The organism is Microbacterium sp. OR21, from assembly GCF_047306785.1.
Lineage (GTDB): Bacteria > Actinomycetota > Actinomycetes > Actinomycetales > Microbacteriaceae > Microbacterium > Microbacterium esteraromaticum_E.
In genome coordinates, this window is sequence record NZ_JAZEXJ010000002.1 from 107959 (window position 1) to 131765 (window position 23807).

Here is a 23807-nt window from a genome sequence, read left to right on the forward strand (position 1 = left end):
GTCAGTCCCAGTCGAGGTACTCCTCGATCACGACGGCGGTCTCGATCGGGTGCGTCGCGACGAAGTAGTGGTCGGCTTCGGAGATGCGGGTGATGGTCGCCCGCTCGGGAGCCGTGGCCTGCAGCGCCTCGGCGTTCGCGGCGGGTGTGACGTCATCGTTCTCCGCCTGGATGATCAGCACCGGGATGCCCGGGGCGAGCGGGATCTGCTCATCTTCGACGCCCAGCATGAGCAGCCCGTTGACGCGCTCGGGGTGATCGATCGCGAAGGTGCGCGCGATGGTGCTGCCGCGACCATGGCCGCCGATCCAGGTGTCTTCGATGCCGAGACCCTCGATCACGGCCGCCGCGTCGGCGGCGCGCTCCGCTGCGGTGATGCCCTCGGCGGCTGCGCGGGAGCCGATGCGCACGACGCGGAATCCGGCCTCTTCGGCGAGGTAGTGCGAGACGACGCCGAGACCGTCGGCCTCGAGGCTGCGGTCGGTGACCAGCACGAGCGTGACGGGGCCCTCACCCTCGTCGACGAAGGGGACGGCGCGGCCTTCGGGCTCGAAGGTGCTGGGCTGGGTCACGATGTGTGCTCGCTTCCGGTCGGTCAGTCGGTGGCGCGTCGATGGCCTCTCCCAGCGTACCGGGCGACGTGGCGGTCGATCATGCCGCACGCATCGGGCACCATGGGTGCATGCCCCTTGCCACGCCGCCTGCGACTCCCTTCCCGCTCTTCGACGAGTGGTTCGCCGAGGCGCGCAGCGCCGAAGCATCCGACCGTCCGTTCTCTGCCACGGCGATGACGCTCTCCACTGTCGCCAAGGTCGGGGATCAGTGGCGGCCGCGTTCCCGCGTCGTGCTGCTGAAGGACTGGTCCGAGCGGGGGTTCGTGTTCTTCACCCACATCGACTCGGACAAGGGGCGTGAGCTCGCCGCATTCCCGCAGGCGTCGCTGGTGTTCCACTGGCCCGAGCTCGAGCGGCAGGTCCGAGTGGAGGGAGCGGCGGCGCCGGTCACCCGCTCCGAGGTCGAGGCGTATCACGCCACCCGCCCGCGCGGGTCGCAGCTCGGTGCGTGGGCCTCGCGTCAGAGCCGGCCGATCGCCGACCGTGCCGAGCTGGAGGCGGCGGTCGCCGCGGCGGAGGAGCGCTTCGCGGATGCCGAGGTGCCGGCACCCCCGCACTGGGGCGGGTTCCGGATCACGCCCGAGCGGATCGAGTTCTGGCAGGGTCGACGGTCGCGCCTGCACGAGCGTCTGGTCTACAGTCGCGGCGGATCGGGCTGGACGACCGAGCTGCTCGCCCCGTGAATCTCGCCGCCGTCCGCCGATGATGTACCGGCCGCCTCTTCCAGCAGGGTGGGCACCGTGGCGCACACCCTCCCCGCTGGATGGTCGGCGCCCCGCGCCCGCGGATCTCGCACGCGCGGCCGGCGACGCTCTCGACACCGAGGACGTGCTCCCCTTCCCCGCCGATGATGATTCGGCCGGCCTGTTGCGCCTAATCGTGGTCGGCATCAACCCCAGTCCGTGGACAGCGGCCGTGAACGCGCCGTTCGCACGACCGGGCAACCGCTTCTGGCCGTCGCTGGCTGCGGCCGGCGTCACCGATGGGGCCGTCGACGCGTCGCGGGGCTTGTCGGAGTCGGACGAGCGGATGCTGGCCGAGCAGGGCATCGGCATCACCAACCTGGTCGCGCGGCCGACCGCCCGTGCGGACGAGCTGACCCGTGCGGAGCTGCGCGCGGGAGGGCTCCGGCTGCGCGAGCGGGTGCGAGCGCTGCGTCCGCGCGTCGTGGCCATCGTCGGCATCACCGCGTACCGCGCCGCGTTCGACGCGCCGCGCGCCCGCATGGGGCTGCAGGATGTCAGCGCGCTCGACAGCTGGCCGGCGGAGGTGTCGCTGTGGGTCGTGCCGAATCCGAGTGGACTGAACGCGCACGAGACCGCCGGCACGCTCGCCGAGAAGTGGCACGAGGTGTGGACGGCGAGCGCGCCAGCGGACGATCGATGACCGATGTCGAAGCTCTCCGTGACAAGGCGCTGTCCTCGCAAGGGGCCTGTTGGCTTCGGGCGATCGCACCCTCGATGTCTCGCTCCCTGCAGGAAAGGCGGTGTAGTTGCCCGCGCAGCGGCATTCCGGGGAGATCACCGGAACGACCCCCACTCACACGATTTTCGTCGAGTTGAAGGGCGACGCGGCAGGCACGCCCTCGGAGAGCGCCGTTGGGCCCGACACGCGGACCGAGAACGGCCACTAGCTGTGTGCGGAGTGATCGGCGACGTCGGGCTCGGCCCGCAGCACGTCGGCGATCTCCTCCTCCGGACGCGGGGCGATGCTCTCGTCCGCCTCTATCTCGGGAACCATCGGCTCGTGACGGTCATGCCCGAGGGGCGACTCGTGAATCGGATCGGTCATGGTCTCTCCCTCACTGGGCATCGGCAGGGTTCGCCTGGTCGGCACTGTAATGCAGCATGGTGACACCGTTCTCGAAGACGCGGCTTTCGATCAGGCGCAGATCGAGATGCGCATCCTCGGGCAGTGCTCGCAGTCCACTGCCGAGGATCACCGGGACGATGAAGAAGCGGAAGTCTCGCACGAGGCCCGCGCGGATGGCCGGCGCGGCGGTCGTCGGCCCGAAGATCTCCACCTCCCCTGGCGCTTGCTCGGTGATGCGGGCGATCTCGTCGAGCGTGAGCTGCGTGACGAGCCGGTGGTTCTCGCGGGTGATCTCGTCCGCCGTCAATGTCGATGACGCCGCGACGATGTCGAGCCCCTGCCACAGTCGCCCGAACTCACGTTCGTCGTCACACCAGTCCTCTCCGTCGGGCTCCGCCTCCCAGTAGTGCATCAGGTCGTAGGTGCGCCGCCCGAGGATCTCGGTGGAGATCGCGGCCATCCGCTCGACGTGAAACCGGAACACCTGCTCGCTCGGCGCTCCGAATTGGAAGTCGCCGTCAGGACCCGCCGCGTACCCGTCGACCGAGACGGTGGCGGTGAAGCTCAGTGTTCCCATATCTCATGGTCGCGCCGTGCGGTCGGATGTGCAATCGCCCTTGCGTGCGTCGAAGCTCTCGGCCGCTCCACGATCGGCTCGCGTCTGTGTGCGAGAGCCGGCTCAGGAGAAGAGCTGACGCAGCGCGTCCAGGTCTCCGGCATCGACGACTTTCTGCACCGCGTCGATGGTCACCTGATTCGAGAACATGGGCCTCAGCGTGTCGTTCCAGATCCTCCGGACGGAGTCGACCTCGCCGGCGTCGACTGCCCTGCCTGCCGACTCGATCGCCTGCTGGTACGGGATCTGCGGGAACCCGGCGGGCGCGTCATGCGGGCCGTAATAGTCCACCCACGGGGTGTCGGGGTTCGGTGTGAGCCAGAGCACCTGGCCCGGATGGATGTCCCGCCTGTGGTTCATCGAACCGAGGTTCGGGTACGCGCAGAGCCGTTCCGCGACCACTGTCTCGACGTCGCCAGGCGCGACGGTGTAGGTCACGGGGGTGCCGTCTTCGTCGACGGCCACCTCCCCCTGCGCGAACTCTCGTGCGCCTCGATCGCGGAGAGTCCCCTGGCGCTGCAGGTACAGCCCGTCCGTATGGCTGATGACCTCGGACAGGCGGGAGCAGGAATCCGCCTCCGGCGACTCCGTCGACGCCGTCGACTCCATCGACTCCGTCGACTCCGGCGTCGGTTCTGCGACCGGATTGGTGGCCGCTGTCGCGGACGGGGACGGTTCGGTCGCTCGAGTCGCGGCTGTGGTGGTGCACCCGGCGAGCAGCATCGCGGTCAGCCCGAGTGCGGCCACGGCGATGGGAAGCCTGGCTGTGATCATGACGTCATTTTCGCAGAACGTCCGTGCGCCATCCACCAGGTCTCGCAGCAATCGGTTCGGTCGCCGCCCGCAGACCGAGACATCGACCGACATCACCCTCTGAGTGAGGTGGAGCGGCTGTCAGACGTTGAAGCGGAACTCCACCCCGTGCGCGCAGGTAGCAACCTGTGGGGTCAGGCCGGCAGAAGTCGCCGGTCTGATGCTGACCGCTCCGCCCGCAGGCTGAGCGCGCGCCAATGGCTCAAGAGTCACGCAGCCGGTCAGGCGACCTTCAACGGCGTGATCTCCGCGACCTTGTCGCGCAGCGCCCGGCGTTCGAGGCGCAACTCATAGTTCGACTGAAGGTTCATCCAGAACTCCTCCGAGGTGCCGAAGTAGCGCGCCAGACGGATCGCCGTGTCTGCCGTGATGCCACGCTTGCCGTGCACGATCTCGTTGATCCGGCGCGGCGGAACGCCGATCGATACGGCCAGCTTGTTCTGCGTTATCCCGAAGCCGACGATGAAGTCCTCCATGAGGATCTCCCCCGGGTGAATCGGCTCGATCAGGCCCATCTCAGTTGTAGTCGACGAGTTCGACATCTTCCGCACCTCCATCTCTCCAGACGAAGCAGATACGCCACTGCGCGTTCACACGGACGCTGTGCTGACCACGACGGTTGCCAGTCAGCTGCTCCAGACAGTTCCCGGGAGGGATGCGAAGATCTTCGACATCCTTCGCGGCGTGGATCAGTTCAAGCTTCCGCAACGTCGCCCGCTGCAACACTCGATCGATGCCTTTGACGTATTGCTCGTGCCAGATGCGCTCGGTGTCTCTGCTCCCGAACGATCTGATCACGAGCCCAGCATATAACGGACTCCGTCATTGACGCTAGACGTTAAACCGGAACTCCACCGAGTCCAGGCACGGAACAACCTGTGCGAGTGCACACCTCATGGAACACGTCAGGCCATCTCGTCGCAGCCTTCCGGCAACACTCATCCACGAGCACAGATGTCGAATCACCCTTCAGTTGGTATGTAGACTGGTCTAACTACCACCGGAGTGTGCGACATGACTCAGGGATCAGCGCGGGAGCGATTGCTCGATGCTGCGGCGAGACGCTTCTACGAGGACGGCGTGCACGCGACAGGGATCGACACGATCACGTCTGAGGCCGGTGTCGCGAAGAAGAGCCTCTACAACAACTTCTCCTCCAAGGAGGAGCTCGTCCGCGCCTACATCAACGCCCGCCACGAGGAGTGGCTCGACCTCCATCGGGAACGCTCTGCGAAAGCTTCGACAGCCGCGGACCGGGTCCTGGCAGTCTTCGACGCCTACATCGTCCACGCGGACGACGACCACAGCAAGGGCTTTCGAGGATGCGGGCTGCTCAACGCGGCCGCCGAGTTTCCGGCCGGACATCCCGCCCGCTCGTCCGTACGCGCGCACAAAGAGCAGGTGGAGAAGATTCTCGCCGAGAACCTGGAATCCATGACCACCGAAGCCGAGGCACTGGAGTTGGCCGAGCACTTCAGCTTCCTCCTCGAAGGAGCCGTCGCACGGTCAGGCCTCGAGGGCACCCCTGCGCGCCTGGAGCACGCCCGGGCCATCGCATCGCGGATGCTGGCCGCACTGTGAAGCGAAGTTCCTTCACTGGCATCTTCGCGGTGCTCGCCGCCGCCTGCCTGTGGGGTACCACCGGGACTGCGGCGACATTCGCACCGGCAGTAGGCCCGCTGGCCATGGGCGCGGCTGCGCTCGGCATCGGCGGCATCTTGCAGGCCGCCATCGCTGCCCCCTCGCTCCGCAGAGAGCATCCCGCATTGTCCTCGCATCGTCGAACAGTGATCGCCGGAGCTGCAGCCGTGATGATCTACCCGCTGGCCTTCTACAGCTCGATGCATCTGGCGGGCGTCGCCGTCGGCACGGTCGTCTCCCTCGGCTCCGCCCCGATCGCCTCGGGTCTCCTGGAACGAGTGATCGAGCGGCGCAGGCTCAGCGGCTGGTGGATGCTCGCAGCGGCGCTCGGCATCGCGGGCAGCGCAATCCTGTGCGCTGCGAAGGTGCACGACGGGCCGAACGAGACACTCCCCACGATCGCCGGTGTCGTGCTCGGCCTGGTTGCCGGCGCGACCTACGCCATGTACTCGTGGAGCGCTCACCGCCTCATGAACCGCGGGGTCGGGCGCGCGGCCGCGATGGGCGCTGTCTTCGGCCTGGGCGGCATCGCCCTGATGCCCGTGCTCCTGCTCACCGGGGCACCGCTCATCGCTTCCACCCAAGCCATGATGGTCGGGATCTACATGGCGCTGATCCCGATGTTCCTGGGCTATCTGCTCTTCGGGTACGGCCTCACGCGCGTCACTCCAAGCGCCGCGACAACGCTCACGCTCGCTGAACCCGCGATCGCCGCCCTCCTGGCCGTGGCCATCGTCGGCGAGCGCCTCCCCGTCCTCGCATGGGCTGGACTCGCGGGCATCTGCGCCTCGCTCCTGGTCCTCTCGCTCGCACCTGCGACGAAGGCGCGTGCCGCCGAACCGTCGCGTTCGCGCGAGCTCCCGATAAGTCAGGAAGCCTGAATCAGTCAGCCTGAGATAGACGGCGGGCAAGACCTGGAGATGCATCCCAGTACCGGGATCGAATCACTTGGTACGGCCCAAAAAAGGTGCGCGTAGAGGTTAGAGCGAAAAGCGGAACTCCACCGCATCACATCAGGGGTAGGCATATCACCGGCTGACTCCGGCCGCTCACTGCTTCGCGCTGAGGCGGGACACGAGCGCGCGTGCGACCTCATCCGCCGTTCGTGCTGTCGTGTCGAACTCCAAGACCTTATCTGACCACGCCGCGTAATCGGCACGACGCCGCTGAACGTCCGCCCACGCCGGCTCGCCGACATGGGCGAGACCACGATCCCTGTTGCGAAGCCGCTGCTCGTGCTTTCTTGCGTCCGTGATCACGAGGTGCACGAAGTCTAGGCGCGCGCCCGTCCTCGAAGCCGCAGTCCGCCAGGTCTGGCGAGCCGGTTCGCTGTCATTCACTGCATCGACCATGACGCTGCGACCGAGTTGCAGATTCAATTCCGCCATCGCGCGAGTCGCCTCGTACGCGGCGACGCCGACCTGCCGGCTCACGGGCAGCCCGCAAGAGAGCATCGACTCCTCCACCGCGTCGATGGACAGGTGAACGGAGCCGACGAGTGCAGCGGCGATCTCAGCGACACTGGTCTTCCCGACCCCCGGAAGACCAGAGATCACGACAAGATGACCACTCACGCGATCCGCAATCCGGCATTGTCTGTCATCGTCGGCAATCCTCACCTCCGGGCCGTGGCTGCAGTCCAGCCTACGGTGCTGCGTTTCGTCTCGCTGAGACCCGCACTGAGCGAGCGAAGCGAGACGAAGTGTCGCTCGACGACCGGGTTGGCTCAGACGTTGAAGCGGAACTCCACCGGGTTACGTCACCGTTAGCGGTGTGCACGGTGGCGGTCGAACGCGGAAAGATGGAGAGCATGTGCGCCGCCAATCTGTGGGCGATCAACGCCGCAGCCTTCACGGTCCACGGTGAGATCGAAGCCGACGTGTGGCTCGGGTGGTTGCGCGACATGCCGGACCACGTCTCGAACGTCTCGCGCGTCGCTGTGCTCCGCGCGTGGAGCCCTGAGGACGACGATGTCGTGCCCTCCCACGCTCGAGGTGTCCGAGTGGGAGATCTCACCGAGGACGTGCTCCGCGACATCCGCGACGACAGTCTGCTGACGATCGACTACCCGCGGGTGGTCTGAACGCAAACTGCCCGGAGCTTCCGCTACACGTTGAAGCGGAACTCCACCACGTCGCCGTCCTGCATGACGTAGTCCTTGCCCTCGAGGCGCGCCTTGCCCTTGGCGCGAGCCTCCGCGACGGAGCCGGTCGCGACGAGATCCTCGAACGAGATGACCTCGGCCTTGATGAAGCCCTTCTCGAAGTCGGTGTGGATCACGCCCGCCGCCTGCGGCGCCTTGGCGCCCTGCGGGATGGTCCAGGCGCGCGACTCCTTGGGGCCGGCGGTGAGGTAGGTCTGCAGGCCGAGGGTCGCGAAACCGATGCGGGCGAGCTGGTCGAGACCCGATTCGGTCTGCCCGGTCGCCTCCAGCAGCTCCTGCGCGTCTTCCGGGTCGAGCCCGATCAGCTCGGACTCGATCTTGGCGTCGAGGAACACCGCTCGCGCGGGCGCGACGAGAGCCTCGAGTTCGGCCTTCTTCGCATCGTCGGTGAGCACCGACTCGTCGACGTTGAACACGTAGATGTAGGGCTTCGCCGTCAGCAGCCCGAGTTCCTTGATGGGCGCGAGGTCGATGCCCGCCGTCGAGAGCAGCTGACCGCGCTCCAGGGCATCCTTCGCCGCGTTCGCGGCATCCAGGACCGCCGGGTCGGTCTTCTTCTGCTTCACTTCCTTCTCGAAGCGCGGCAGCGCCTTCTCGATGGTCTGCAGATCGGCGAGCATGAGCTCGGCGTTGATCGTCTCCATGTCGTTCTTCGGGTCGACGGCGCCCTCGACGTGCACGACGTCGTCGTCGACGAACCCGCGCACCACCTGCGCGATGGCGTCGGCCTCACGGATGTTGGCGAGGAACTGGTTTCCCAGGCCCTCCCCCTCGCTTGCACCGCGCACGATGCCCGCGATGTCGACGAACGACACCGTGGCCGGCAGGATGCGCTCACTGCCGAAAATGCCGGCCAGCACCTGCAGACGCGGGTCGGGCAGGTTCACCACACCGATGTTCGGCTCGATCGTCGCGAACGGGTAGTTCGCTGCGAGCACGTCGTTCTTGGTCAGCGCGTTGAAGAGGGTGGACTTGCCGACGTTGGGCAGGCCGACGATTCCGATAGTGAGAGCCACGGGATACGAGTCTACCGGCGCAGGATGAGCGCGCGGATCGCTCATGTTGGTCAGCCTACGGCGAGTCTGACGTGCGGCATCCGGATGCCCGGGGATGCTGGATCCGTGCCCCTGGACTTCACTGCTATCGACTTCGAGACGGCGAACTCCAGTCCCGCCTCCGCCTGCTCGGTCGGGCTCGTCCGGGTTCGTGGCGGCCAGGTCGTCGCGCAGACCGGGTGGCTGATCCGTCCACCGGCGGGCCACGACCAGTTCAACGAGTGGAACACCCGCATCCACGGCATCCACCCGCACGATGTCATCGCAGCGGCGACCTGGGCCGAGCAGCTCAGCCGGCTGTGCGAATTCGCCGGCGACGACGTGCTCGTCGCGCACAACGCCGGATTCGATCTGAACGTTCTGCGTCGCGCATGCGAGGCCACCGGCCTCGAGGCGCCGCCGTACCGTTCGCTGTGCTCGCTGGCCGTCGCCCGCAAGACGTACGACCTCGACTCCTACCGGCTGCCGCTGGCCGCAGCAGCCGCCGGATTCGGCGACTTCCCGCATCACGATGCGCTCGCGGATGCGCGTGCGTGCGCGCAGATCGTCATCGACGCCGCGCGCCGTGCGTTGGTCGACGACATCGCGGCACTCAGCGGTGCGCTGGGAGTCGCGCTGTCGGCACCGCTCGTCTGCGAGCTCGAACGCGTGGCCTGACCGTCCCATCCGACACAATGGTCAGGTGACGAACGGACTGAGCCTCGAGGTGATCGAGGGCGTATTCGACCTGGCCCGCCAGGGCCGCACCGTCCCCCTGGGCGAGATGATCGATGCCGGCGTGCCGGTCGATGTGCGCAATCCGCGTCAGGACACGCTGCTGATCGTCGCGGCGTATGCCGAGCACCTCGAGACCGTCGCCGACCTGATCGCGCGCGGCGCCGACCTCGATGCCGTCAACGCGAACGGTCAGACCGCGATCTCCTGCGCCGTGTTCCGCCGCAATGAGCCGCTGCTGCGCGCGCTGCTCGTTGCCGGCGCGGATCAGGATGCCGGTGGGCACAGCGCGAAGCAGATCGCCGACCAGTTCGGCCTGAGCGACATGCGCGCCGTTCTCGACTCCTACTGAGAACTCCGCGACGGCGTCCGATGGGTCACGCGCCGCCCGGGACCCACGACAGCAGCGCGATGACGACGCCGGATGTCGCCAGAAACGCGCCGATGAACCACCACGAGCTGAGCTCATGGCCTTCGGCGCGGCGCACACGGAAGAGCACGTCGGCGCGTCGTGCGGGATCGAAACCGGGCTGCACGGCGGCCTTCGCCTGCTGCGCCGCCATGATCTGCTCCTCGGTGACCCGGAGGATGCGACCGGTCTTCGTGGTGATGTGCTGTGCGCGGCTCGGGTTCTCAGACGACTCGTTCGACGACATCCCGAGCGCTCCTCTTCATGACCATTCCGGCGCGCAGGTCGCGCCGGCACCGCCTATTCTGCCAGGGCTGTCTGGGAAAGCCGGGATGCGGGGTCGGATGCCCGCGTCAGAGCCACTTCGAGACGAGGTGATCCGACACGATGCGCCGCAGCGTGCCCGACGCACCGCGCAGCACGACGCTCTCGGTGTAGAGGTAGTTGTTCTCGCGGCGCACGCCGCGCACGAGCTGGCCGTCGGTGACGCCGGTGGCGACGAAGATCGTGTTGTTGCCCTTGACCAGGTCGTCGGCCTCGTACACCTTGTCGAACTCCAGCCCGGCGTCGATGCCGCGCTGGCGCTCGTCGTCGTCGCGGGGCCAGAGCACTCCCTGGATATGGCCGCCGAGTGCCTTGATTGCGCAGGCCGTGACGATGCCCTCCGGGCTGCCGCCGACGCCGACGCACATGTCGGTGCGTGCATCGTGGCGGGCTGCGTTGATGCCGCCGGCGACGTCGCCGTCGCTCATCAGGCGGGTGCCGGCGCCGGCCTCGCGGATCTCGGCGATGAGCTTCTCGTGGCGCGGTCGGTTCAGCACCGAGACGACGATCTCGTCGACCGGCTTGCCGAGCGCCTTCGCGAGACGGCGGATGTTCTCGCCGATGGGCTTGCGGATGTCGACGACGCCGACGCCTGCGGGACCGGTGACGAGCTTGTCCATGTAGAACACGCTCGAGGCGTCGAGCATGGTGCCGCGGTCCGACACGGCGAGCACTGACAGCGCGTTCTGCCGGCCGTCGGCGGTGAGGGTCGTGCCGTCGATCGGGTCGACGGCGATGTCGCATTCAGGACCGCGCCCCGTGCCGACGATCTCGCCGTTGAAGAGCATCGGCGCGTTGTCCTTCTCGCCTTCGCCGATCACCACGCGCCCCTGGAAGTCGACGGTGCCGAGGAAGGCGCGCATCGCGTCGACGGCGGCGCCGTCCGCTGCCTCCTTCGCGCCACGGCCGATGAACGGCACCGCGCGGATCGCGGCCGCCTCGGTCGCGCGGACGAGTTCCATCGCGAGGTTGCGGTCGGGGTGCAGGGGGCTGAGATCGGCTGAGAGGCTCACCATGTGGGTCAGCATAGTGACGAGACCAGTCGAAAACCGCGAGTTTTCACGATGCGAGCACGAAGGAAACGCTGTTCTTGCCGCGTGATAAAGATCCGGGGGCGAGGCGGCGTAACCACAGCGGGATCCGCTCACCTGCGGGCTAAAGTGAGCATGACCCCGACCGACAGATGCAGGAGAACTCATGCCCGTCGCCACTCCGGAACAGTACGCAGAGATGCTCGACCGCGCGAAGGCCGGTGGCTTCGCGTATCCCGCCTTCAACGTCTCGAGCTCGCAGACGATCAACGCCGTCCTGCAGGGTCTCACCGAGGCGGGCTCCGACGGCATCATCCAGGTGACCACCGGCGGCGCCGACTACTTCGCCGGCCACACCGTGAAGGCCCGCGCCACCGGCGCCCTTGCCTTCGCCCGCTATGCGACCGAGGTCGCCAAGAACTACCCCGTCACCGTGGCGCTGCACACCGACCACTGCCCCAAGGACGCCCTCGCCGGCTTCGTCGAGCCGCTGATCGCCGCGTCGGAGGAAGAGGTCAAGGCCGGCCGCAACCCGATCTTCCAGTCGCACATGTGGGACGGCTCGGCCGTGCCGCTCGACGAGAATATCGAGATCGCCAAGGACCTGCTGCCCCGCATGAAGGCGATCAACGCGATCCTCGAGGTCGAGATCGGCGTCGTCGGCGGTGAGGAGGACGGCGTGGCGCACGAAGGCTCCAACGACGCGCTGTACACGACGTTCGACGACGTCGACCAGGCCATCCAGGCGCTCGGCCTCGGCGAGCAGGGCCGCTACATCGCCGCCCTCACCTTCGGCAACGTTCACGGCGTGTACAAGCCGGGTGGCGTGAAGCTGCGTCCCGAGCTGCTCGGTGACATCCAGGCCGAGGTCGCCGCCAAGTACGGCACCGGCCCGAAGCCGCTCGACCTCGTCTTCCACGGCGGCTCGGGCTCGAGCGATGAGGAGATCGCCCTCGCGGTCGCCAACGGCGTGATCAAGATGAACATCGACACCGACACGCAGTACGCGTACACCCGCGCGATCGCCGACTACATGTTCAAGAACTACGACGGCGTCCTGAAGGTCGACGGCGAGGTCGGCAACAAGAAGCAGTACGACCCGCGCGCCTGGGGCAAGATCGCCGAGTCGGCGATGGCCGCCCGCGTCGTCGAGTCGACCCGTCAGCTGGGCTCGTACGGCCAGTCGAAGAGCTGACGCTCTTCACGCCTGAGAGGGATGCCCCGGACCCACCGGTCCGGGGCATCCCTCTTTCTCATCAGCGAGGCCCGGCACCGCGTGCGGTACCGGGCCGCGTCGTCGGCGGGCGCGCTCAGCGCGAGAGCGCGCGGCGCGCCCAGATCGCCAGGTCGATGATCGCGTCGACGATCATCAGCACGCCGAGCCCGCGCACCAGCGGAGAGCGGGTGCGGCTGGCCGCGACTCCCGCGGCGAGCTCGGCGGCGCTGATCGCGGCGCCGATGGCCGGGCGTTCGCGCACGAACCGTGCCGCGCGCGGCAGCGGTCGCTCTCGCCGGGTCAGCGACGTGGTCTCGCCGATCCCCGCCACGGCGAGGTCTGCCACAGTGCGCGGCCAGCCGCGCGGCGTGAAGCGGCGACCGGCCGTCTGCACATCGACACCGGCGGCGATGAGCGCCTCCGGCACGCCGAACGCCGCGACGAATGCCCTCACGCGATCCAGCTCGCCCGCCGTGCCGCCCAGCGCCTCCGGGGCGCACGCGCGCGTCGCCGCCTCGACGTCGACCGCCTCGCCCAGTCCCAGCCCCTGCAGCTCCTCGGTCGTGCCGTCGGCTTCGAGCAGCATGCGGCGGTACACGTCCGCACTCTCGGGCACGCTGATCGCGTCGATGTCGAGCACCGGCTGCGTGAGCCGTTCGATGTTCGGCCAGAACATGCCCGTGCGCCCACCGGCGGTGACCTCGACCCAGGCGTCGCCGTGCTGCGGAAGGTTCAGCTCGATGATCGGCTCGTCGGCACGGCCGCCGGACAGCGCCATGTGCGGCTGGTCGGTCGCGTACCGGTAGAGGGACCAGGTTCCGTCCTCGAGGTAGTCGACGTCGACGCCGGTCACCTGCGCGGTGATCCGCGCGCCCCACGGCCCGCGTCGCGAGAACTCCGCCACCCGCACCGGTGCGAGATCGCAGTCCATGTCGTCGTCGGCATCGGGCATCCCGAACCCCGCGAGGTCTTCCGAGGCGGCGGCCGGATCGTCGAGCTGCTCGAAGGCCGCGCCGAACTCCTCATCGAGCTCCTGATCGACCTCCTCGAGCGCGTCGTCCGTCAGGTCGAGATGCAGCGTGAGCGCGGCGGCCTCGAACAGTCGCTGCAGTTCGAGAGCGCTCAGGTCGAAACGCAGGCGGTCGTCGTCGTCGAGAGCGACGACGTGGCCGCTCTCGGTCACCGGTATCAGGAAGACGGCCTCGTCACCGTCGAAGCCGCGGGATGCCGCGAGCACACGCTCCGTGCGCAGCAGGTCCGCCGCGATCGGGGTCGGGTCATCCCCCGCGGATGATTCGACCGAGGCGTAGCTGACGTGGAACGCGATCTGCTCTGCTGTCACCCCTCGAGGCTACCCGGCATCACTCGACGGGAGGTGTCAGCAGTCCCGTGGTGAAAGCCGGGTCGCTGAACATCACGACCGAGATGCAGGCCGAGACCAGCGACATCGTCACCACGAAGCCGACCAGCGGGATCCACCAGGCCGACCTGCCGCGCTTGAGCTGACGCAACGACAGCCATACGGTCGTCGCGTAGCCGGCCAGCAGGATGACGACGGCGACGACGCCCCAGGTGCGCGCGGCCGCGTAGTTGGTGAATTCGCCGTCCATCCCGAGCATCTGCATCGACTCGTTCAGGGTCGACGCCATGTTCACGAACTGCGGGATCGACGAGAGCACGTTGACCAGGCCGAACCCGAGCAGCACGAAGGTGACCAGGCGTCCGACCGGGCGCGCGGGTGCGGTCCGGTTCGCGGTCGGTGCGGCGGAGGGGGTGGGGTCGGGAACAGAGGCCGCCGGCTCGGCTGCCCCAGGCTGGGTGCCCAGCGGAGGCAGGCCTGCCCGCGCACGCTGCTCCTCCGGAGACGCGTACTCGCCGTACTGCGGACGATCGAAGCTCATGCGCGCGAGACCCGACCTCCCAGGGCGCGCTCGTCGCGCTTGCCCGACGTGTCCTGACGCAGCTCCTTCGGCAGCGAGAACATGAGGTCCTCCTCCGCCGTGCGCACCTCTTCGACGTCGGCGTAGCCCGCCTCGTCCAAGGCCTCCAGCACTTCGCGCACGAGCACCTCGGGCACGGACGCGCCGCTCGTGACGCCGATCGTGCGCACGCCGTCGAGCCATTCCTGCCTGACCTCGTCGGCGTAGTCGACCCGGTACGCGGCCTTCGCGCCGTACTCGAGCGCGACCTCGACCAGGCGCACGCTGTTCGACGAGTTCGCCGAGCCGACGACGATCACCAGGTCGGCGTCCTTCGCGATCTTCTTGATCGCCACCTGACGGTTCTGCGTGGCGTAGCAGATGTCGTCGGACGGCGGGTTCTGCAGTTCGGGGAACCGGGCACGCAGGCGGTTCACCGTCTCCATCGTCTCGTCGACCGACAGCGTGGTCTGCGAGAGCCAGACGACCTTGTTCGGGTCCTTCACGACCACGGTGTCGGCCTCGTCGGGAGAGTTGACGATCGTGACGTGCTCGGGTGCCTCACCGGCCGTGCCCTCGACCTCTTCGTGGCCCTCGTGACCGATCAGCAGGATCTCGAAGTCGTCGCGGGCGAAGCGCACGGCCTCGCGGTGCACCTTCGTGACGAGCGGGCAGGTCGCGTCGATCGCGTGCAGACCGCGATCCGCGGCGCCCTGCACGACCGCCGGCGAGACGCCGTGCGCGCTGAAGACCACGTGTGCGCCCTCGGGCACCTCGTCGACCTCCTCGACGAAGATCGCACCCTTCTGCTCGAGCTCGGTGACGACGTGGATGTTGTGCACGATCTGCTTGCGCACGTACACCGGAGCCCCGTAGCGCTCGAGCGCCTTCTCGACCGCTACGACCGCGCGGTCCACGCCTGCGCAGTAGCCGCGGGGCGCGGCCAGCAGCACGCGCTTCTCGCCGTCGACCGGTCGGTTCTCGAGACGGGCGCGCTCGGGGGCGCGACGACGGGTCGGGATGTGCGGCACGGGCAGCGAGACAGCGGTTGAACTCACCCCTGCAGTCTACCGACGCCACCTGTCCAGGGGCCGGGAGCGGCCCGGGGCTGCGCCGCCGCGGGGTCCGACTGTGGGCGCCGTGTCGGCGGCATCCGTGAGAATGGACCGATGACCGTCTTCGAAGCCGCCGCGATCCCCGGCGAGCCGCCGCCCGCCGACTCGGTGGCGCCCCGCGACTCGACGTCCGCGGCTCCCACCTCGGTCGCGCGGCTGAACGGCACCATCCGGGACTTCATCGCGAGATGGAACACGGTGTGGGTCGAGGGCGAGATCACGTCGTGGAACCTGCGCGGCGGCAACGTCTTCGCCCGACTGAAGGACACCCGCTCCGACGCGCAGATCTCGATCCGGGTGTGGTCGAGTGTGCGGCCGCGCATCCCCGCAGACATCGCCGTCGGCGACCACGTCGTCGTCGCCGTCAAGGCCGACTACTTCGTCAAGGGCGGCGACTTCAGCTTCGTCGTCTCTGCGATGAAGCACGTCGGCCTCGGCGACCAGCTCGAACGACTCGAGAAGCTGCGCACGCAGCTGCGTCAGGAGGGGCTGTTCGACTCATCGCGCAAGAAGTCGCTGCCGTTCCTGCCGCACTGCATCGGCCTGATCACCGGCGAGCGATCGGATGCCGAGAAGGACGTGCATCGCAATGCCGAGCTGCGCTGGCCGCAGGTGCGCTTCCGCACCGAGCACGTCACCGTGCAGGGCGATCGATGCGTTCCCGACGTGCTGGCCGCGCTGCGGCGCCTGGATGCCGATCCCGAGGTCGACGTCATCATCATCGCCCGAGGCGGCGGCGACCCGCAGACCCTCCTCGGCTTCAGCGACGAGCGGCTCGTGCGCGCCGTTGCGGCGGCGTCCACCCCCGTCGTCAGCGCGATCGGACACGAGAACGATCACCCGCTGCTCGACGACGTCGCCGATCTGCGCGCGTCGACGCCGACGGACGCCGCGAAGCGTGTCGTGCCGGATGTCGGCGAGCAGCGCGCCATCGTCGCGCAGCTGCGCGCGCGGGCGACCACCCGCCTGACGCAGCGTGTCTCGCACGACATCGCACAGCTCGAGCAGCTGCGCTCGCGACCCGTGCTGCGCTCACCCGATCCGATCATCGACGACCGCGCGCAGGAGGTGTGGCTGCTGGCATCCCGCGGCCGCGACATCGTCACGAGGGCGGTGGATGCCGCACAGCGAACGACCTCCGAGCTGCGCGCGTCGCTGCGCGCCCTCTCCCCCGCCGCCACCCTCGCGCGCGGATATGCGATCGCCCACCTCGACGACGGACGCATCCTCAGCGACGCCGCCGATGCGCCGGCCGGGACGCCGCTGACCGTCACGGTCGACCGCGGGTCGGTGCGCGCCGTATCGGAGGGACCGGTCGCCGAATCCGGCTGAGCGGCCGGATCGGGGGTGTCCGACACGCCGGTAGGATGGGGGTGTGACTGCCCCCAGCGACTCCCCTGTCGAAGCACTGTCGTTCGAGGCCGCACGCGATGAGCTCGTGCGCGTGGTCGCCGAGCTCGAACAGGGCTCCCCGACGCTCGAGCACTCCCTCGCCCTCTGGGAGCGCGGTGAGGCGCTCGCCGCCCGCTGCGAGGAGTGGCTGCTCGGCGCGAAGCGCCGTCTCGAGGCTGCCCGCGACTCGGCATCCGGAGCCGGCGAATGAGCCGCGAACCGCGCGTCGTCGCCGGGCTCGGCCGCCCGGAGACCGCCCAGGAGACCGCCGACCGCAAGGCTGAGGCGAGCCGCGTCTACCGCTCCAGCCAGACGTTCCGCAATCTCATCGCCGCGCTGATCGTCACGGTCGGCGTCGTGGCGATCGTGGTGCTCGGCGTGCCGCGCGGCGAGGTTCCCGATCGGCCCCCGATCGACGTCGCCGCGATCGCCACCGACGTCGAGACGTCGATGCAGCGCCCCGCCCTCGTGGTCGAGGCCGACGACTACTGGCGGGTCAACGACGCCGCTCTCAGCGGCGGCGCGACGCCCGTCTGGACGATCACACTCGCCCCGGCCGCAGACGACGAGCGCGGATTCATCCGCGTCGCGCAGGCGTTCGGAGCGGATGTCGGCTGGGCCCCGCAGGTGCTCGACGGGATGGCGCCGAACGGCACGACGACGATCGACGGTCGCGAATGGGACGAGTTCGACCTGCGTGACCGCGGCACCGCGAACATCTCCTACGCCATCGGGATCCAGGCCGGACCCGACTACGTCCTGCTGTACGGCTCGCAGTCGCCCGAGGCGACCGCCGAGCTGGCAGAGACCCTGTCCGCACAGATCGACGACCTGAAGGAGGCCGAATGACCGCAACGCTCACCCCCGCTGAGGCCTGGCGGGAGATGCTCGACGGCAACAGGCGATTCGTCGCCGGCACGCCTGCGCATCCGCACCAGGATGTGGAGAAGCGACACGAGCTGGCTGATGGGCAGGCGCCCATCGCGACGCTGTTCGGATGCTCGGATTCGCGGCTGGCGGCAGAGATCATCTTCGACAAGGGCCTGGGCGACCTGTTCGTCGTCCGCAATGCGGGGCAGGTGATCGGCGAGTCGATCGTCGCCAGCCTGGAGTACGCGGTCGGCATCCTGAACGTCCCCCTGATCGTCGTGCTCGCTCACGACTCGTGCGGCGCCGTGCGCGCCGCCATCGACGGCACCGCCATCGACTCCGCTCCGCTGCCCGCCGGCATCTGGAAGCTCATCGCACCGATCGTCCCCGCGGCCCGCAAGGTGCTCGCGGAGACCGGCGGCACCACGCCGGCCGACATCGACGCCGAGCTCGTCGGACGCGAGCACCTGCGCAACACCGTCGCCGACCTGCTGCATTCGTCCGAGATGATCAGCAACGCCGTCGCCGCCGGCCGTCTGGGCATCGTCGGCGCGAACTACCGTCTCGCAGAGGGCACCGCGGTGCCCGTCGTCACTGTGGGCATCGACACCGAGGGGCAGATCCCCGCTTCTGAGGAGGTATCGGCATGACCGACATCGAGTACCGCATCGAGCACGACACCATGGGCGAGGTGCGCGTGCCCGCCAAGGCGCTGTACAGCGCGCAGACCCAGCGCGCCGTCGAGAACTTCCCGATCTCGGGCAAGGGTCTCGAGTCGACTCAGATCGCCGCTCTCGCCCGCATCAAGAAGGCGGCGGCCCTCGCCAACAAGGAGCTGGGCACCCTCGACGGCGCGATCGCCGACGCGATCGCTCAGGCCGCCGACGAGGTCGCCTCCGGCAAGCACGACGGTGAGTTCCCCGTCGACACGTACCAGACCGGCTCGGGCACCTCCTCGAACATGAACATGAACGAGGTGCTGGCGAACCTGGCATCCGGGATCCTCGGCTCGACCGTGCACCCGAACGACCACGTCAACGCGTCGCAGTCGTCGAACGACGTCTTCCCGACGTCGGTGCACATCGCCGTGACCCAGGCGCTCATCGACACCCTGATCCCGTCGCTCGACCACCTCGCCGTCGCCCTCGAGACGAAGGCCGAGCTGTGGAAGGGCGTCGTGAAGTCGGGTCGTACGCACCTCATGGATGCGACGCCGGTCACCCTCGGGCAGGAGTTCGGCGGCTACGCCCGCCAGATCCGTCTCGGCATCGAGCGCGTGCAGTCGGCTCTGCCCCGCGTCGCGGAGGTGCCCCTCGGCGGCACTGCCGTCGGCACCGGGATCAACACACCCCTCGGATTCCCGCAGAAGGTCATCGAGCTGCTCGCCGCCGAGACCGAGCTGCCGATCACCGAGGCGAAGGACCACTTCGAGGCGCAGGCGAACCGCGACGGCCTCGTCGAGACCTCGGGCGCGCTGCGCACCATCGCCGTGTCGCTGACGAAGATCAACAACGACCTGCGCTGGATGGGCTCGGGGCCGAACACGGGTCTCGGCGAGCTGCACATCCCCGACCTGCAGCCCGGATCGTCGATCATGCCCGGCAAGGTCAATCCCGTCGTGCCGGAGGCCGTGCTCATGGTCTGCGCGCGCGTGATCGGCAACGACGCGACCGTCGCCTGGGCAGGCGCCTCGGGCTCGTTCGAGCTCAACGTGGCGATCCCCGTGATGGGCACCGCACTGCTCGAGTCGATCCGTCTGCTCTCGAACGCCGTGCGCGTGCTGGCCGACAAGACCATCGACGGCCTCGAGGCAAACGTCGAGCGCGCCGCCGCCTTCGCGGGCATGAGCCCGTCGATCGTCACGCCGCTGAACAAGGTCATCGGCTACGAGGCCGCGGCGAAGATCGCGAAGCACTCGGTCGCCAAGGGCATCACGGTGCGCGACGCGGTCATCGACCTCGGCTACGTCGAGCGCGGTGAGATCTCGGAGGAGGAGCTCGACGCGAAGCTCGACCTCCTGTCCATGACGCACGCGGGCTGACCCGGCCTTCGCGCCGCGCCGGCGCGCGGTTGCACAGATTTCCCCGTTCTGCACATGAATCCCCGTGATCCGTGTGCAGAGCGGGGATTTCTGTGCATCGGAGCGCTGTCCACAACCCGGGAAGTCGGGTGGCTTGTCCCCAATCCCCGTGAATCGGTGCAGTCCGGCGGCCACATGGCATTCAGAGTGGATGCCATGCTCTCGGCTTCCGACACGATCCACCGCCTCGGAGGTGTCGCTCGCAGCGCGCACCTGCAGACCCTCGGCTTCGACCGGCGCCACCTGGCCGCGTGCGTGGCGAGGGGCGAGATCCGGCGCGTGCGGCCCGGCGTGTTCGCCTCGAAGGCCCTCGCCGATGATGTTCACACGGCGGTCGTCCACGGCGGCGCGCTCACCTGCGTCAATGTTCTGCGCCGATCAGGAGTCTGGACCCTGTCGGACTCGGACGCGGTGCACGTCTGGATGGGCCCGGGCCGTCACACCCGCGATCATTCCGGATGCCGGTGCATCAACCACTATCAGCAGGGCACCCCGCCTCTGGGCATGGCCTCGCTGGTGAGTGCACTGCTGCACTTTCGTCAATGCGAGGGGGACGAGGCATTCTTCGCGGCATTCGAGTCGGCCTGGCGCAAGCGCCTTCTGTCACGCTCGCAACGAGACCAGGTGCGCGCCGGTCTGCCAGCCCGCGCTCGGTGGCTCGTGGACTTCGCACGACCGGACGCCGACAGCGGACTCGAGTCGCTGCTGCGTCTGCGCCTGCACCTGCTGGGCATCGCGCTGGAGTGCCAAGTCAACATCCTCGGCGTCGGACGAGTCGATTTCGTCGTCGGCGGTCGCCTGATCATCGAGGTCGACGGCAAGGAGAATCATGACGGCGCGACGATGCGGCACAAGGACCTGATCCGGGATGCCGCTGCGTCCGCCCTCGGATACGAGACCCTGCGATTCGATTACGCGCAGATCATCCACGACTGGCCTGCCGTGCAGGCATCGATCGCCATGGCACTGCAGCGGACGGCCCAGCGAGCGTGAGGTCGGCTGTGGATAACTCCAGCGCCACTCCCCTCATCCGGGTTAGCGTGGTGCGGTGACGATGACGACCACCCTTGTGCGCACGGGCTCTGCCGTGGCTGTCGCGGGTCTGCTGGTCGGGATGCTGTCCGCATGCACCCCCGAAGCGAAGCCGACTCCTGAGCCCACGAAGACGGCCGCCTTCGCCACGGACGAGGAAGCATTCGCAGCCGCGGAGGAGACTTACCGGGCTTTCGTGAAAGCCCAGAACAGCATTGATCTCGCTGACGAAGCGACCTTCGAGCCGGTCTACAACTTGACGGTTGACGACGCGTACATCGCGATCCGCGAAAGCCTGACTCAACTTCAGGCGCGGGGAGTCACTATGTCTGGCGCCTCGAAGGTTGCAAGCGTTAAACCACTAGCAGCGGATCTGCCAGCTGGAAAGGTCTCCATGCACGTCTGCGTCGATGTGTCTGCAACTGATCTTGTCGACGCTGAGGGTGAGTCGTTGGTCCCGGCCAATCGCGCAGACGTGCAGTCGTTGCTGGTGGATTTCGAGATTCAGGGCGCGCGCGGCGTCAAGGTATCGCGCACTACGGGAGATGACACTCCATGCCCGGGCTAGGTACGACCATTCTCATTGCGGCGGCCCTCATCCCTGGCAGCGCAGCCCCACCTCCCTCCTGCGGCATCGCGTCCACCGGGTGCGGATCCACCATCAATGGAGACGTCGTTCAAGTTTCCGGCAAGTCCACGGCAGGAGGGCAGCCAGGCCAGAGGCCGAATAGAGAGGGCGGAGGCGGGGGCTCGAACGCGACGATCGGCTATACCCCGGATGCGCCGACGCCGTTCGAGGAATGCCTGGTGGACTGGGACAGCTATCGGGGCTGCTGGCAGAACAGCATTCCGAGCGAAGACGCTGAGCCCGAAGAGGGTGAGGAGTCACCCGGGCTGCCGCCGATCACGATCACCGATCTGGCGAGCTTCTCGCCCGCCAAGGGCACCATCCTCGGCGAGCCTGACAACCTCGGCGTCGCCGGGCTGCCCACGAACTTCGTGACCGAGGCGGAGACCCACGTCCGATCCGGGGAGCTGTTCGGCTTCCCCATCGATGTCCGGTTCACGCCCGTGTCGTACACGTTCCACTACGGCGACGGAGAGAGCGATACGACCTCCTCCCCCGGCTCGAGCTGGGAGAGCCTCGGACAGGCGCAGTTCACACCGACGGACACCAGCCACACCTACACCGACCGCGGCACCTACGACGCTCGCGTCGACATCGCGTACACCGCTGAGATCGACCTCGGGGTGGGCTGGTTCCCCATCGACGGCCGGCTCGACATCCCGGGTCCGACGCAGCAGATCCGCATCTTCGAGGCGCACACCGCCCTCGTCGCGCACACCTGCGCCGAACTGCCTTCCGCGCCCGGCTGCTGACGACGACACCACCCACCACGCACGTCCAGGCCCGAACCTCCACGCACCGCCGCGAACACGAAACGGGGCCGGCACTCCGGATGTCGGACGGATTCGCGAAGAACGTCCGTCATCTGGCGTGTCGGCCCCGCAACGCAGCGGTCAGCTCAGCTCGCCGCCCTCCAGCAGCTCGGTGACGAGTGCGGCGATGGCCGATCGCTCCGAGCGCTGCAGCGTCACGTGGCCGAACAGGTCGTGTCCCTTGAGCGTCTCGATCACACTGGCGATGCCGTCGTATCGGCCGACGCGCAGGTTGTCACGCTGCCCGACATCGTGCGTCAGCACGACCCGCGAGTTCTGCCCGATGCGGCTGAGCACGGTCAGCAGCACGTTGCGCTCCAGCGACTGCGCCTCGTCGACGATGACGAACGCATCGTGCAGCGACCGACCGCGGATGTGCGTGAGCGGCAGCACCTCCAGCATCCCGCGCGCCACGACCTCCTCCAGGACATTCCCCGAGACGACCGATCCGAGAGTGTCGAACACCGCCTGTCCCCAGGGGTTCATCTTCTCGCCCTGGTCGCCGGGCAGGTAGCCGAGTTCCTGCCCGCCGACGGCGAACAGCGGACGGAAGACGATGATCTTCTTCTGCTGCTGTCGCTCGAGCACCGCTTCGAGGCCGGCGCACAGCGCCAGCGCCGACTTGCCGGTTCCGGCTCGTCCGCCGAGCGAGACGATGCCGACCTCCTGGTCCAGCAGCAGGTCGATCGCGATCCGCTGCTCGGCCGAACGCCCGTGCATGCCGAACACCTCGCGGTCACCGCGCACCAGGCGGTACTCGCCATCGCCCACGACGCGACCGAGCGCCGACCCGCGCTCGGAGTGGATGATCAGCCCCGTGTTCACCGGCACGCCGCGAACCTCATCGCTGAGACCGACCTCGCTCTCGTACAGGTCGCTCATCTCATCGCCCGACAGGTCGAGGCTCGCGATACCCGTCCAGCCCGAATCCACCGCCTGCTCGGCGAGGTACTCCTCAGCCGAGAGACCGAGCGATGCGGCCTTGACCCGCATCGGCAGATCCTTCGACACGATCGTGACGTTCTGTCCATCATTCGCGAGCTGCGCGGCCGTCGCGAGGATGCGGCTGTCGTTGTCGCTGAGCCGGATGCCCGCCGGCAGCACCGACATGTCCACATTGCCGAGCTCGACGCGCAGCGTGCCGCCGTCGCCCACCTCGACCGGGAAGTCCAGGCGACCGTGCTCGATGCGCAGCTCGTCGAGGTGGCGCAGAGCGCGACGGGCGAAGTAGCCCAGTTCGGGATCGTGGCGCTTGCCCTCCAGCTCGCTGATCACCACCACGGGGAGCACGATCGAGTGCTCCGCGAAGCGGAACAGGGCCTGCGGGTCGCTCAGCAGCACCGAGGTGTCGAGCACATATGTGCGAAGAGCCGTGTCATCGTGTGACACGGCTCGGGCTGCTGACGTGGACTGCTGCTGTGCTGTACGTGTGGTCACGATCCACTCCCACCCGGGATGTGCTCCCGGCTCTGCAGCGAGTCGGCCATGGCCACGAGTCGCAGACCTTGGGGCCGACTCGATCGGACACGGTGTCCGATGCCATGAACGTAA

The 23807-nt window shown here is 68.2% G+C and carries 30 protein-coding genes; 16 read left to right on the forward strand and 14 right to left on the reverse strand.

Annotated elements, in window-relative coordinates; all coding sequences use genetic code 11:
* Position 1: 1 nt before the first annotated feature.
* On the reverse strand, positions 2-571 hold the full coding sequence (locus V2S04_RS05130) for an alpha/beta fold hydrolase (protein ID WP_413637364.1): 570 nt from the start codon (positions 569-571) through the stop codon (positions 2-4).
* A 110-nt stretch (positions 572-681) separates the two neighbouring features.
* On the opposite strand from V2S04_RS05130, the gene pdxH reads away from it, so the two are divergent.
* Complete coding sequence (gene pdxH, locus V2S04_RS05135; protein WP_413637365.1) at positions 682-1296, forward strand: pyridoxamine 5'-phosphate oxidase; 615 nt, start codon at positions 682-684, stop codon at positions 1294-1296.
* 196 nt (positions 1297-1492) lie between these two features.
* Entirely contained in the window at positions 1493-1999 is a 507-nt protein-coding gene (locus V2S04_RS05140; RefSeq protein ID WP_413638102.1) for a mismatch-specific DNA-glycosylase, read from the forward strand.
* Positions 2000-2242: 243 nt separating this feature from the next.
* Here the strand turns inward: V2S04_RS05140 and V2S04_RS05145 are convergent, their stop codons facing one another.
* The 5 genes from V2S04_RS05145 to V2S04_RS05165 form a co-directional block, all read right to left on the reverse strand.
* Positions 2243-2404 carry a hypothetical protein gene (locus V2S04_RS05145; protein ID WP_413637367.1) on the reverse strand — a complete coding sequence of 54 codons (162 nt, stop codon included), beginning with the start codon at positions 2402-2404 and terminating at the stop codon, positions 2243-2245.
* 10 nt (positions 2405-2414) lie between these two features.
* A complete protein-coding gene (locus tag V2S04_RS05150; protein ID WP_413637368.1) occupies positions 2415-3002 on the reverse strand; it encodes a dihydrofolate reductase family protein in 588 nt (195 codons plus the stop codon).
* 102 nt (positions 3003-3104) lie between these two features.
* A complete protein-coding gene (locus tag V2S04_RS05155) occupies positions 3105-3815 on the reverse strand; it encodes a hypothetical protein (RefSeq protein ID WP_413637370.1) in 711 nt (236 codons plus the stop codon).
* Between the two features lie 260 nt (positions 3816-4075).
* A complete protein-coding gene (locus tag V2S04_RS05160) occupies positions 4076-4396 on the reverse strand; it encodes a HigA family addiction module antitoxin (protein WP_413637371.1) in 321 nt (106 codons plus the stop codon).
* Positions 4371-4652 carry a type II toxin-antitoxin system RelE/ParE family toxin gene (locus V2S04_RS05165; protein WP_413637372.1) on the reverse strand — a complete coding sequence of 94 codons (282 nt, stop codon included), beginning with the start codon at positions 4650-4652 and terminating at the stop codon, positions 4371-4373. The genes V2S04_RS05160 and V2S04_RS05165 overlap by 26 nt, the downstream gene beginning before the upstream one ends.
* Positions 4653-4868: 216 nt before the next feature.
* Here V2S04_RS05165 and V2S04_RS05170 point away from each other — a divergent pair, with 216 nt between their 5' ends.
* Positions 4869-5435 carry a TetR/AcrR family transcriptional regulator gene (locus V2S04_RS05170; protein ID WP_413637373.1) on the forward strand — a complete coding sequence of 189 codons (567 nt, stop codon included), beginning with the start codon at positions 4869-4871 and terminating at the stop codon, positions 5433-5435.
* Complete coding sequence (locus V2S04_RS05175) at positions 5432-6376, forward strand: DMT family transporter (RefSeq protein ID WP_413637375.1); 945 nt, start codon at positions 5432-5434, stop codon at positions 6374-6376. The genes V2S04_RS05170 and V2S04_RS05175 overlap by 4 nt, the downstream gene beginning before the upstream one ends.
* Positions 6377-6544: 168 nt before the next feature.
* On the opposite strand, the gene V2S04_RS05180 is transcribed toward V2S04_RS05175, so the two are convergent.
* Complete coding sequence (locus V2S04_RS05180; RefSeq protein ID WP_413637376.1) at positions 6545-7114, reverse strand: AAA family ATPase; 570 nt, start codon at positions 7112-7114, stop codon at positions 6545-6547.
* Positions 7115-7197: 83 nt separating this feature from the next.
* Here V2S04_RS05180 and V2S04_RS05185 point away from each other — a divergent pair, with 83 nt between their 5' ends.
* Positions 7198-7578 carry a hypothetical protein gene (locus tag V2S04_RS05185; protein WP_413637377.1) on the forward strand — a complete coding sequence of 127 codons (381 nt, stop codon included), beginning with the start codon at positions 7198-7200 and terminating at the stop codon, positions 7576-7578.
* A gap of 23 nt (positions 7579-7601) precedes the next feature.
* Here the strand turns inward: V2S04_RS05185 and ychF are convergent, their stop codons facing one another.
* Positions 7602-8675 carry a redox-regulated ATPase YchF gene (gene ychF / locus V2S04_RS05190; protein ID WP_413637378.1) on the reverse strand — a complete coding sequence of 358 codons (1074 nt, stop codon included), beginning with the start codon at positions 8673-8675 and terminating at the stop codon, positions 7602-7604.
* A 105-nt stretch (positions 8676-8780) separates the two neighbouring features.
* On the opposite strand from ychF, the gene V2S04_RS05195 reads away from it, so the two are divergent.
* Complete coding sequence (locus V2S04_RS05195) at positions 8781-9371, forward strand: 3'-5' exonuclease (RefSeq protein ID WP_413637379.1); 591 nt, start codon at positions 8781-8783, stop codon at positions 9369-9371.
* A gap of 25 nt (positions 9372-9396) precedes the next feature.
* Positions 9397-9780: an ankyrin repeat domain-containing protein gene (locus V2S04_RS05200; RefSeq protein WP_413637380.1), complete on the forward strand. Its 384-nt coding sequence runs from the start codon at positions 9397-9399 to the stop codon at positions 9778-9780.
* Positions 9781-9805: 25 nt separating this feature from the next.
* Here the strand turns inward: V2S04_RS05200 and V2S04_RS05205 are convergent, their stop codons facing one another.
* Both V2S04_RS05205 and glpX read right to left on the reverse strand, forming a co-directional pair.
* On the reverse strand, positions 9806-10084 hold the full coding sequence (locus V2S04_RS05205; RefSeq protein ID WP_413637381.1) for a hypothetical protein: 279 nt from the start codon (positions 10082-10084) through the stop codon (positions 9806-9808).
* A 106-nt stretch (positions 10085-10190) separates the two neighbouring features.
* A complete protein-coding gene (gene glpX, locus V2S04_RS05210) occupies positions 10191-11177 on the reverse strand; it encodes a class II fructose-bisphosphatase (RefSeq protein WP_099195588.1) in 987 nt (328 codons plus the stop codon).
* Positions 11178-11358: 181 nt separating this feature from the next.
* On the opposite strand from glpX, the gene fbaA reads away from it, so the two are divergent.
* Complete coding sequence (gene fbaA, locus V2S04_RS05215) at positions 11359-12387, forward strand: class II fructose-bisphosphate aldolase (protein ID WP_413637382.1); 1029 nt, start codon at positions 11359-11361, stop codon at positions 12385-12387.
* A 115-nt stretch (positions 12388-12502) separates the two neighbouring features.
* On the opposite strand, the gene V2S04_RS05220 is transcribed toward fbaA, so the two are convergent.
* Genes V2S04_RS05220 through V2S04_RS05230 form a run of 3 tightly spaced genes read right to left on the reverse strand, consistent with a single transcriptional unit; the run spans position 12503 to position 15349 of the window.
* Complete coding sequence (locus V2S04_RS05220) at positions 12503-13750, reverse strand: hypothetical protein (protein WP_413637384.1); 1248 nt, start codon at positions 13748-13750, stop codon at positions 12503-12505.
* Positions 13751-13769: 19 nt separating this feature from the next.
* On the reverse strand, positions 13770-14309 hold the full coding sequence (locus V2S04_RS05225; protein WP_413637386.1) for a DUF6264 family protein: 540 nt from the start codon (positions 14307-14309) through the stop codon (positions 13770-13772).
* A complete protein-coding gene (locus V2S04_RS05230; protein WP_413638103.1) occupies positions 14306-15349 on the reverse strand; it encodes a 4-hydroxy-3-methylbut-2-enyl diphosphate reductase in 1044 nt (347 codons plus the stop codon). Before V2S04_RS05230 ends, V2S04_RS05225 begins: the two co-directional genes overlap by 4 nt.
* A gap of 147 nt (positions 15350-15496) precedes the next feature.
* Between V2S04_RS05230 and xseA the strand changes: the two genes are divergently transcribed.
* The 8 genes from xseA to V2S04_RS05270 all read left to right on the forward strand — a co-directional run bounded on the left by xseA (position 15497) and on the right by V2S04_RS05270 (position 22196).
* The gene (gene xseA, locus V2S04_RS05235; RefSeq protein WP_413637387.1) at positions 15497-16774 is read left to right on the forward strand and encodes an exodeoxyribonuclease VII large subunit; all 1278 of its coding nucleotides are present in this window, start codon (positions 15497-15499) and stop codon (positions 16772-16774) included.
* A gap of 43 nt (positions 16775-16817) precedes the next feature.
* A complete protein-coding gene (locus V2S04_RS05240; protein WP_099196276.1) occupies positions 16818-17045 on the forward strand; it encodes an exodeoxyribonuclease VII small subunit in 228 nt (75 codons plus the stop codon).
* A complete protein-coding gene (locus V2S04_RS05245; protein WP_099196275.1) occupies positions 17042-17683 on the forward strand; it encodes a DUF4245 family protein in 642 nt (213 codons plus the stop codon). Before V2S04_RS05240 ends, V2S04_RS05245 begins: the two co-directional genes overlap by 4 nt.
* Entirely contained in the window at positions 17680-18354 is a 675-nt protein-coding gene (locus V2S04_RS05250; RefSeq protein ID WP_099196274.1) for a carbonic anhydrase, read from the forward strand. Before V2S04_RS05245 ends, V2S04_RS05250 begins: the two co-directional genes overlap by 4 nt.
* Positions 18351-19745, forward strand: coding sequence for a class II fumarate hydratase (locus V2S04_RS05255; RefSeq protein ID WP_099196273.1), 1395 nt, complete (start codon positions 18351-18353; stop codon positions 19743-19745). Before V2S04_RS05250 ends, V2S04_RS05255 begins: the two co-directional genes overlap by 4 nt.
* Positions 19746-19919: 174 nt before the next feature.
* Positions 19920-20777 carry an endonuclease domain-containing protein gene (locus V2S04_RS05260; protein WP_413637389.1) on the forward strand — a complete coding sequence of 286 codons (858 nt, stop codon included), beginning with the start codon at positions 19920-19922 and terminating at the stop codon, positions 20775-20777.
* 55 nt (positions 20778-20832) lie between these two features.
* Positions 20833-21384 (forward strand): hypothetical protein, encoded by a 552-nt coding sequence (locus V2S04_RS05265; RefSeq protein ID WP_413637391.1) that lies wholly within the window; start codon positions 20833-20835, stop codon positions 21382-21384.
* A gap of 239 nt (positions 21385-21623) precedes the next feature.
* Complete coding sequence (locus V2S04_RS05270; RefSeq protein ID WP_413637392.1) at positions 21624-22196, forward strand: PKD domain-containing protein; 573 nt, start codon at positions 21624-21626, stop codon at positions 22194-22196.
* Positions 22197-22337: 141 nt separating this feature from the next.
* Here the strand turns inward: V2S04_RS05270 and V2S04_RS05275 are convergent, their stop codons facing one another.
* Positions 22338-23693 carry a PhoH family protein gene (locus V2S04_RS05275; protein ID WP_413637393.1) on the reverse strand — a complete coding sequence of 452 codons (1356 nt, stop codon included), beginning with the start codon at positions 23691-23693 and terminating at the stop codon, positions 22338-22340.
* Between the last annotated feature and the right edge of the window lie 114 nt (positions 23694-23807).

Bases quoted from the DNA above. Each gene is read 5' to 3' on its own strand.
- pdxH (WP_413637365.1), top strand. From the start codon at position 682: ATGCCCCTTGCCACGCCGCCTGCGACTCCCTTCCCGCTCTTCGACGAG.
- V2S04_RS05145 (WP_413637367.1), bottom strand. From the start codon at position 2,404: ATGACCGATCCGATTCACGAGTCGCCCCTCGGGCATGACCGTCACGAG.
- V2S04_RS05150 (WP_413637368.1), bottom strand. From the start codon at position 3,002: ATGGGAACACTGAGCTTCACCGCCACCGTCTCGGTCGACGGGTACGCG.
- V2S04_RS05155 (WP_413637370.1), bottom strand. From the start codon at position 3,815: ATGATCACAGCCAGGCTTCCCATCGCCGTGGCCGCACTCGGGCTGACC.
- V2S04_RS05160 (WP_413637371.1), bottom strand. From the start codon at position 4,396: ATGTCGAACTCGTCGACTACAACTGAGATGGGCCTGATCGAGCCGATT.
- V2S04_RS05170 (WP_413637373.1), top strand. From the start codon at position 4,869: ATGACTCAGGGATCAGCGCGGGAGCGATTGCTCGATGCTGCGGCGAGA.
- V2S04_RS05205 (WP_413637381.1), bottom strand. From the start codon at position 10,084: ATGTCGTCGAACGAGTCGTCTGAGAACCCGAGCCGCGCACAGCACATC.
- glpX (WP_099195588.1), bottom strand. From the start codon at position 11,177: ATGGTGAGCCTCTCAGCCGATCTCAGCCCCCTGCACCCCGACCGCAAC.
- fbaA (WP_413637382.1), top strand. From the start codon at position 11,359: ATGCCCGTCGCCACTCCGGAACAGTACGCAGAGATGCTCGACCGCGCG.
- V2S04_RS05225 (WP_413637386.1), bottom strand. From the start codon at position 14,309: ATGAGCTTCGATCGTCCGCAGTACGGCGAGTACGCGTCTCCGGAGGAG.
- xseA (WP_413637387.1), top strand. From the start codon at position 15,497: ATGACCGTCTTCGAAGCCGCCGCGATCCCCGGCGAGCCGCCGCCCGCC.
- V2S04_RS05245 (WP_099196275.1), top strand. From the start codon at position 17,042: ATGAGCCGCGAACCGCGCGTCGTCGCCGGGCTCGGCCGCCCGGAGACC.
- V2S04_RS05250 (WP_099196274.1), top strand. From the start codon at position 17,680: ATGACCGCAACGCTCACCCCCGCTGAGGCCTGGCGGGAGATGCTCGAC.
- V2S04_RS05255 (WP_099196273.1), top strand. From the start codon at position 18,351: ATGACCGACATCGAGTACCGCATCGAGCACGACACCATGGGCGAGGTG.
- V2S04_RS05260 (WP_413637389.1), top strand. From the start codon at position 19,920: ATGGCATTCAGAGTGGATGCCATGCTCTCGGCTTCCGACACGATCCAC.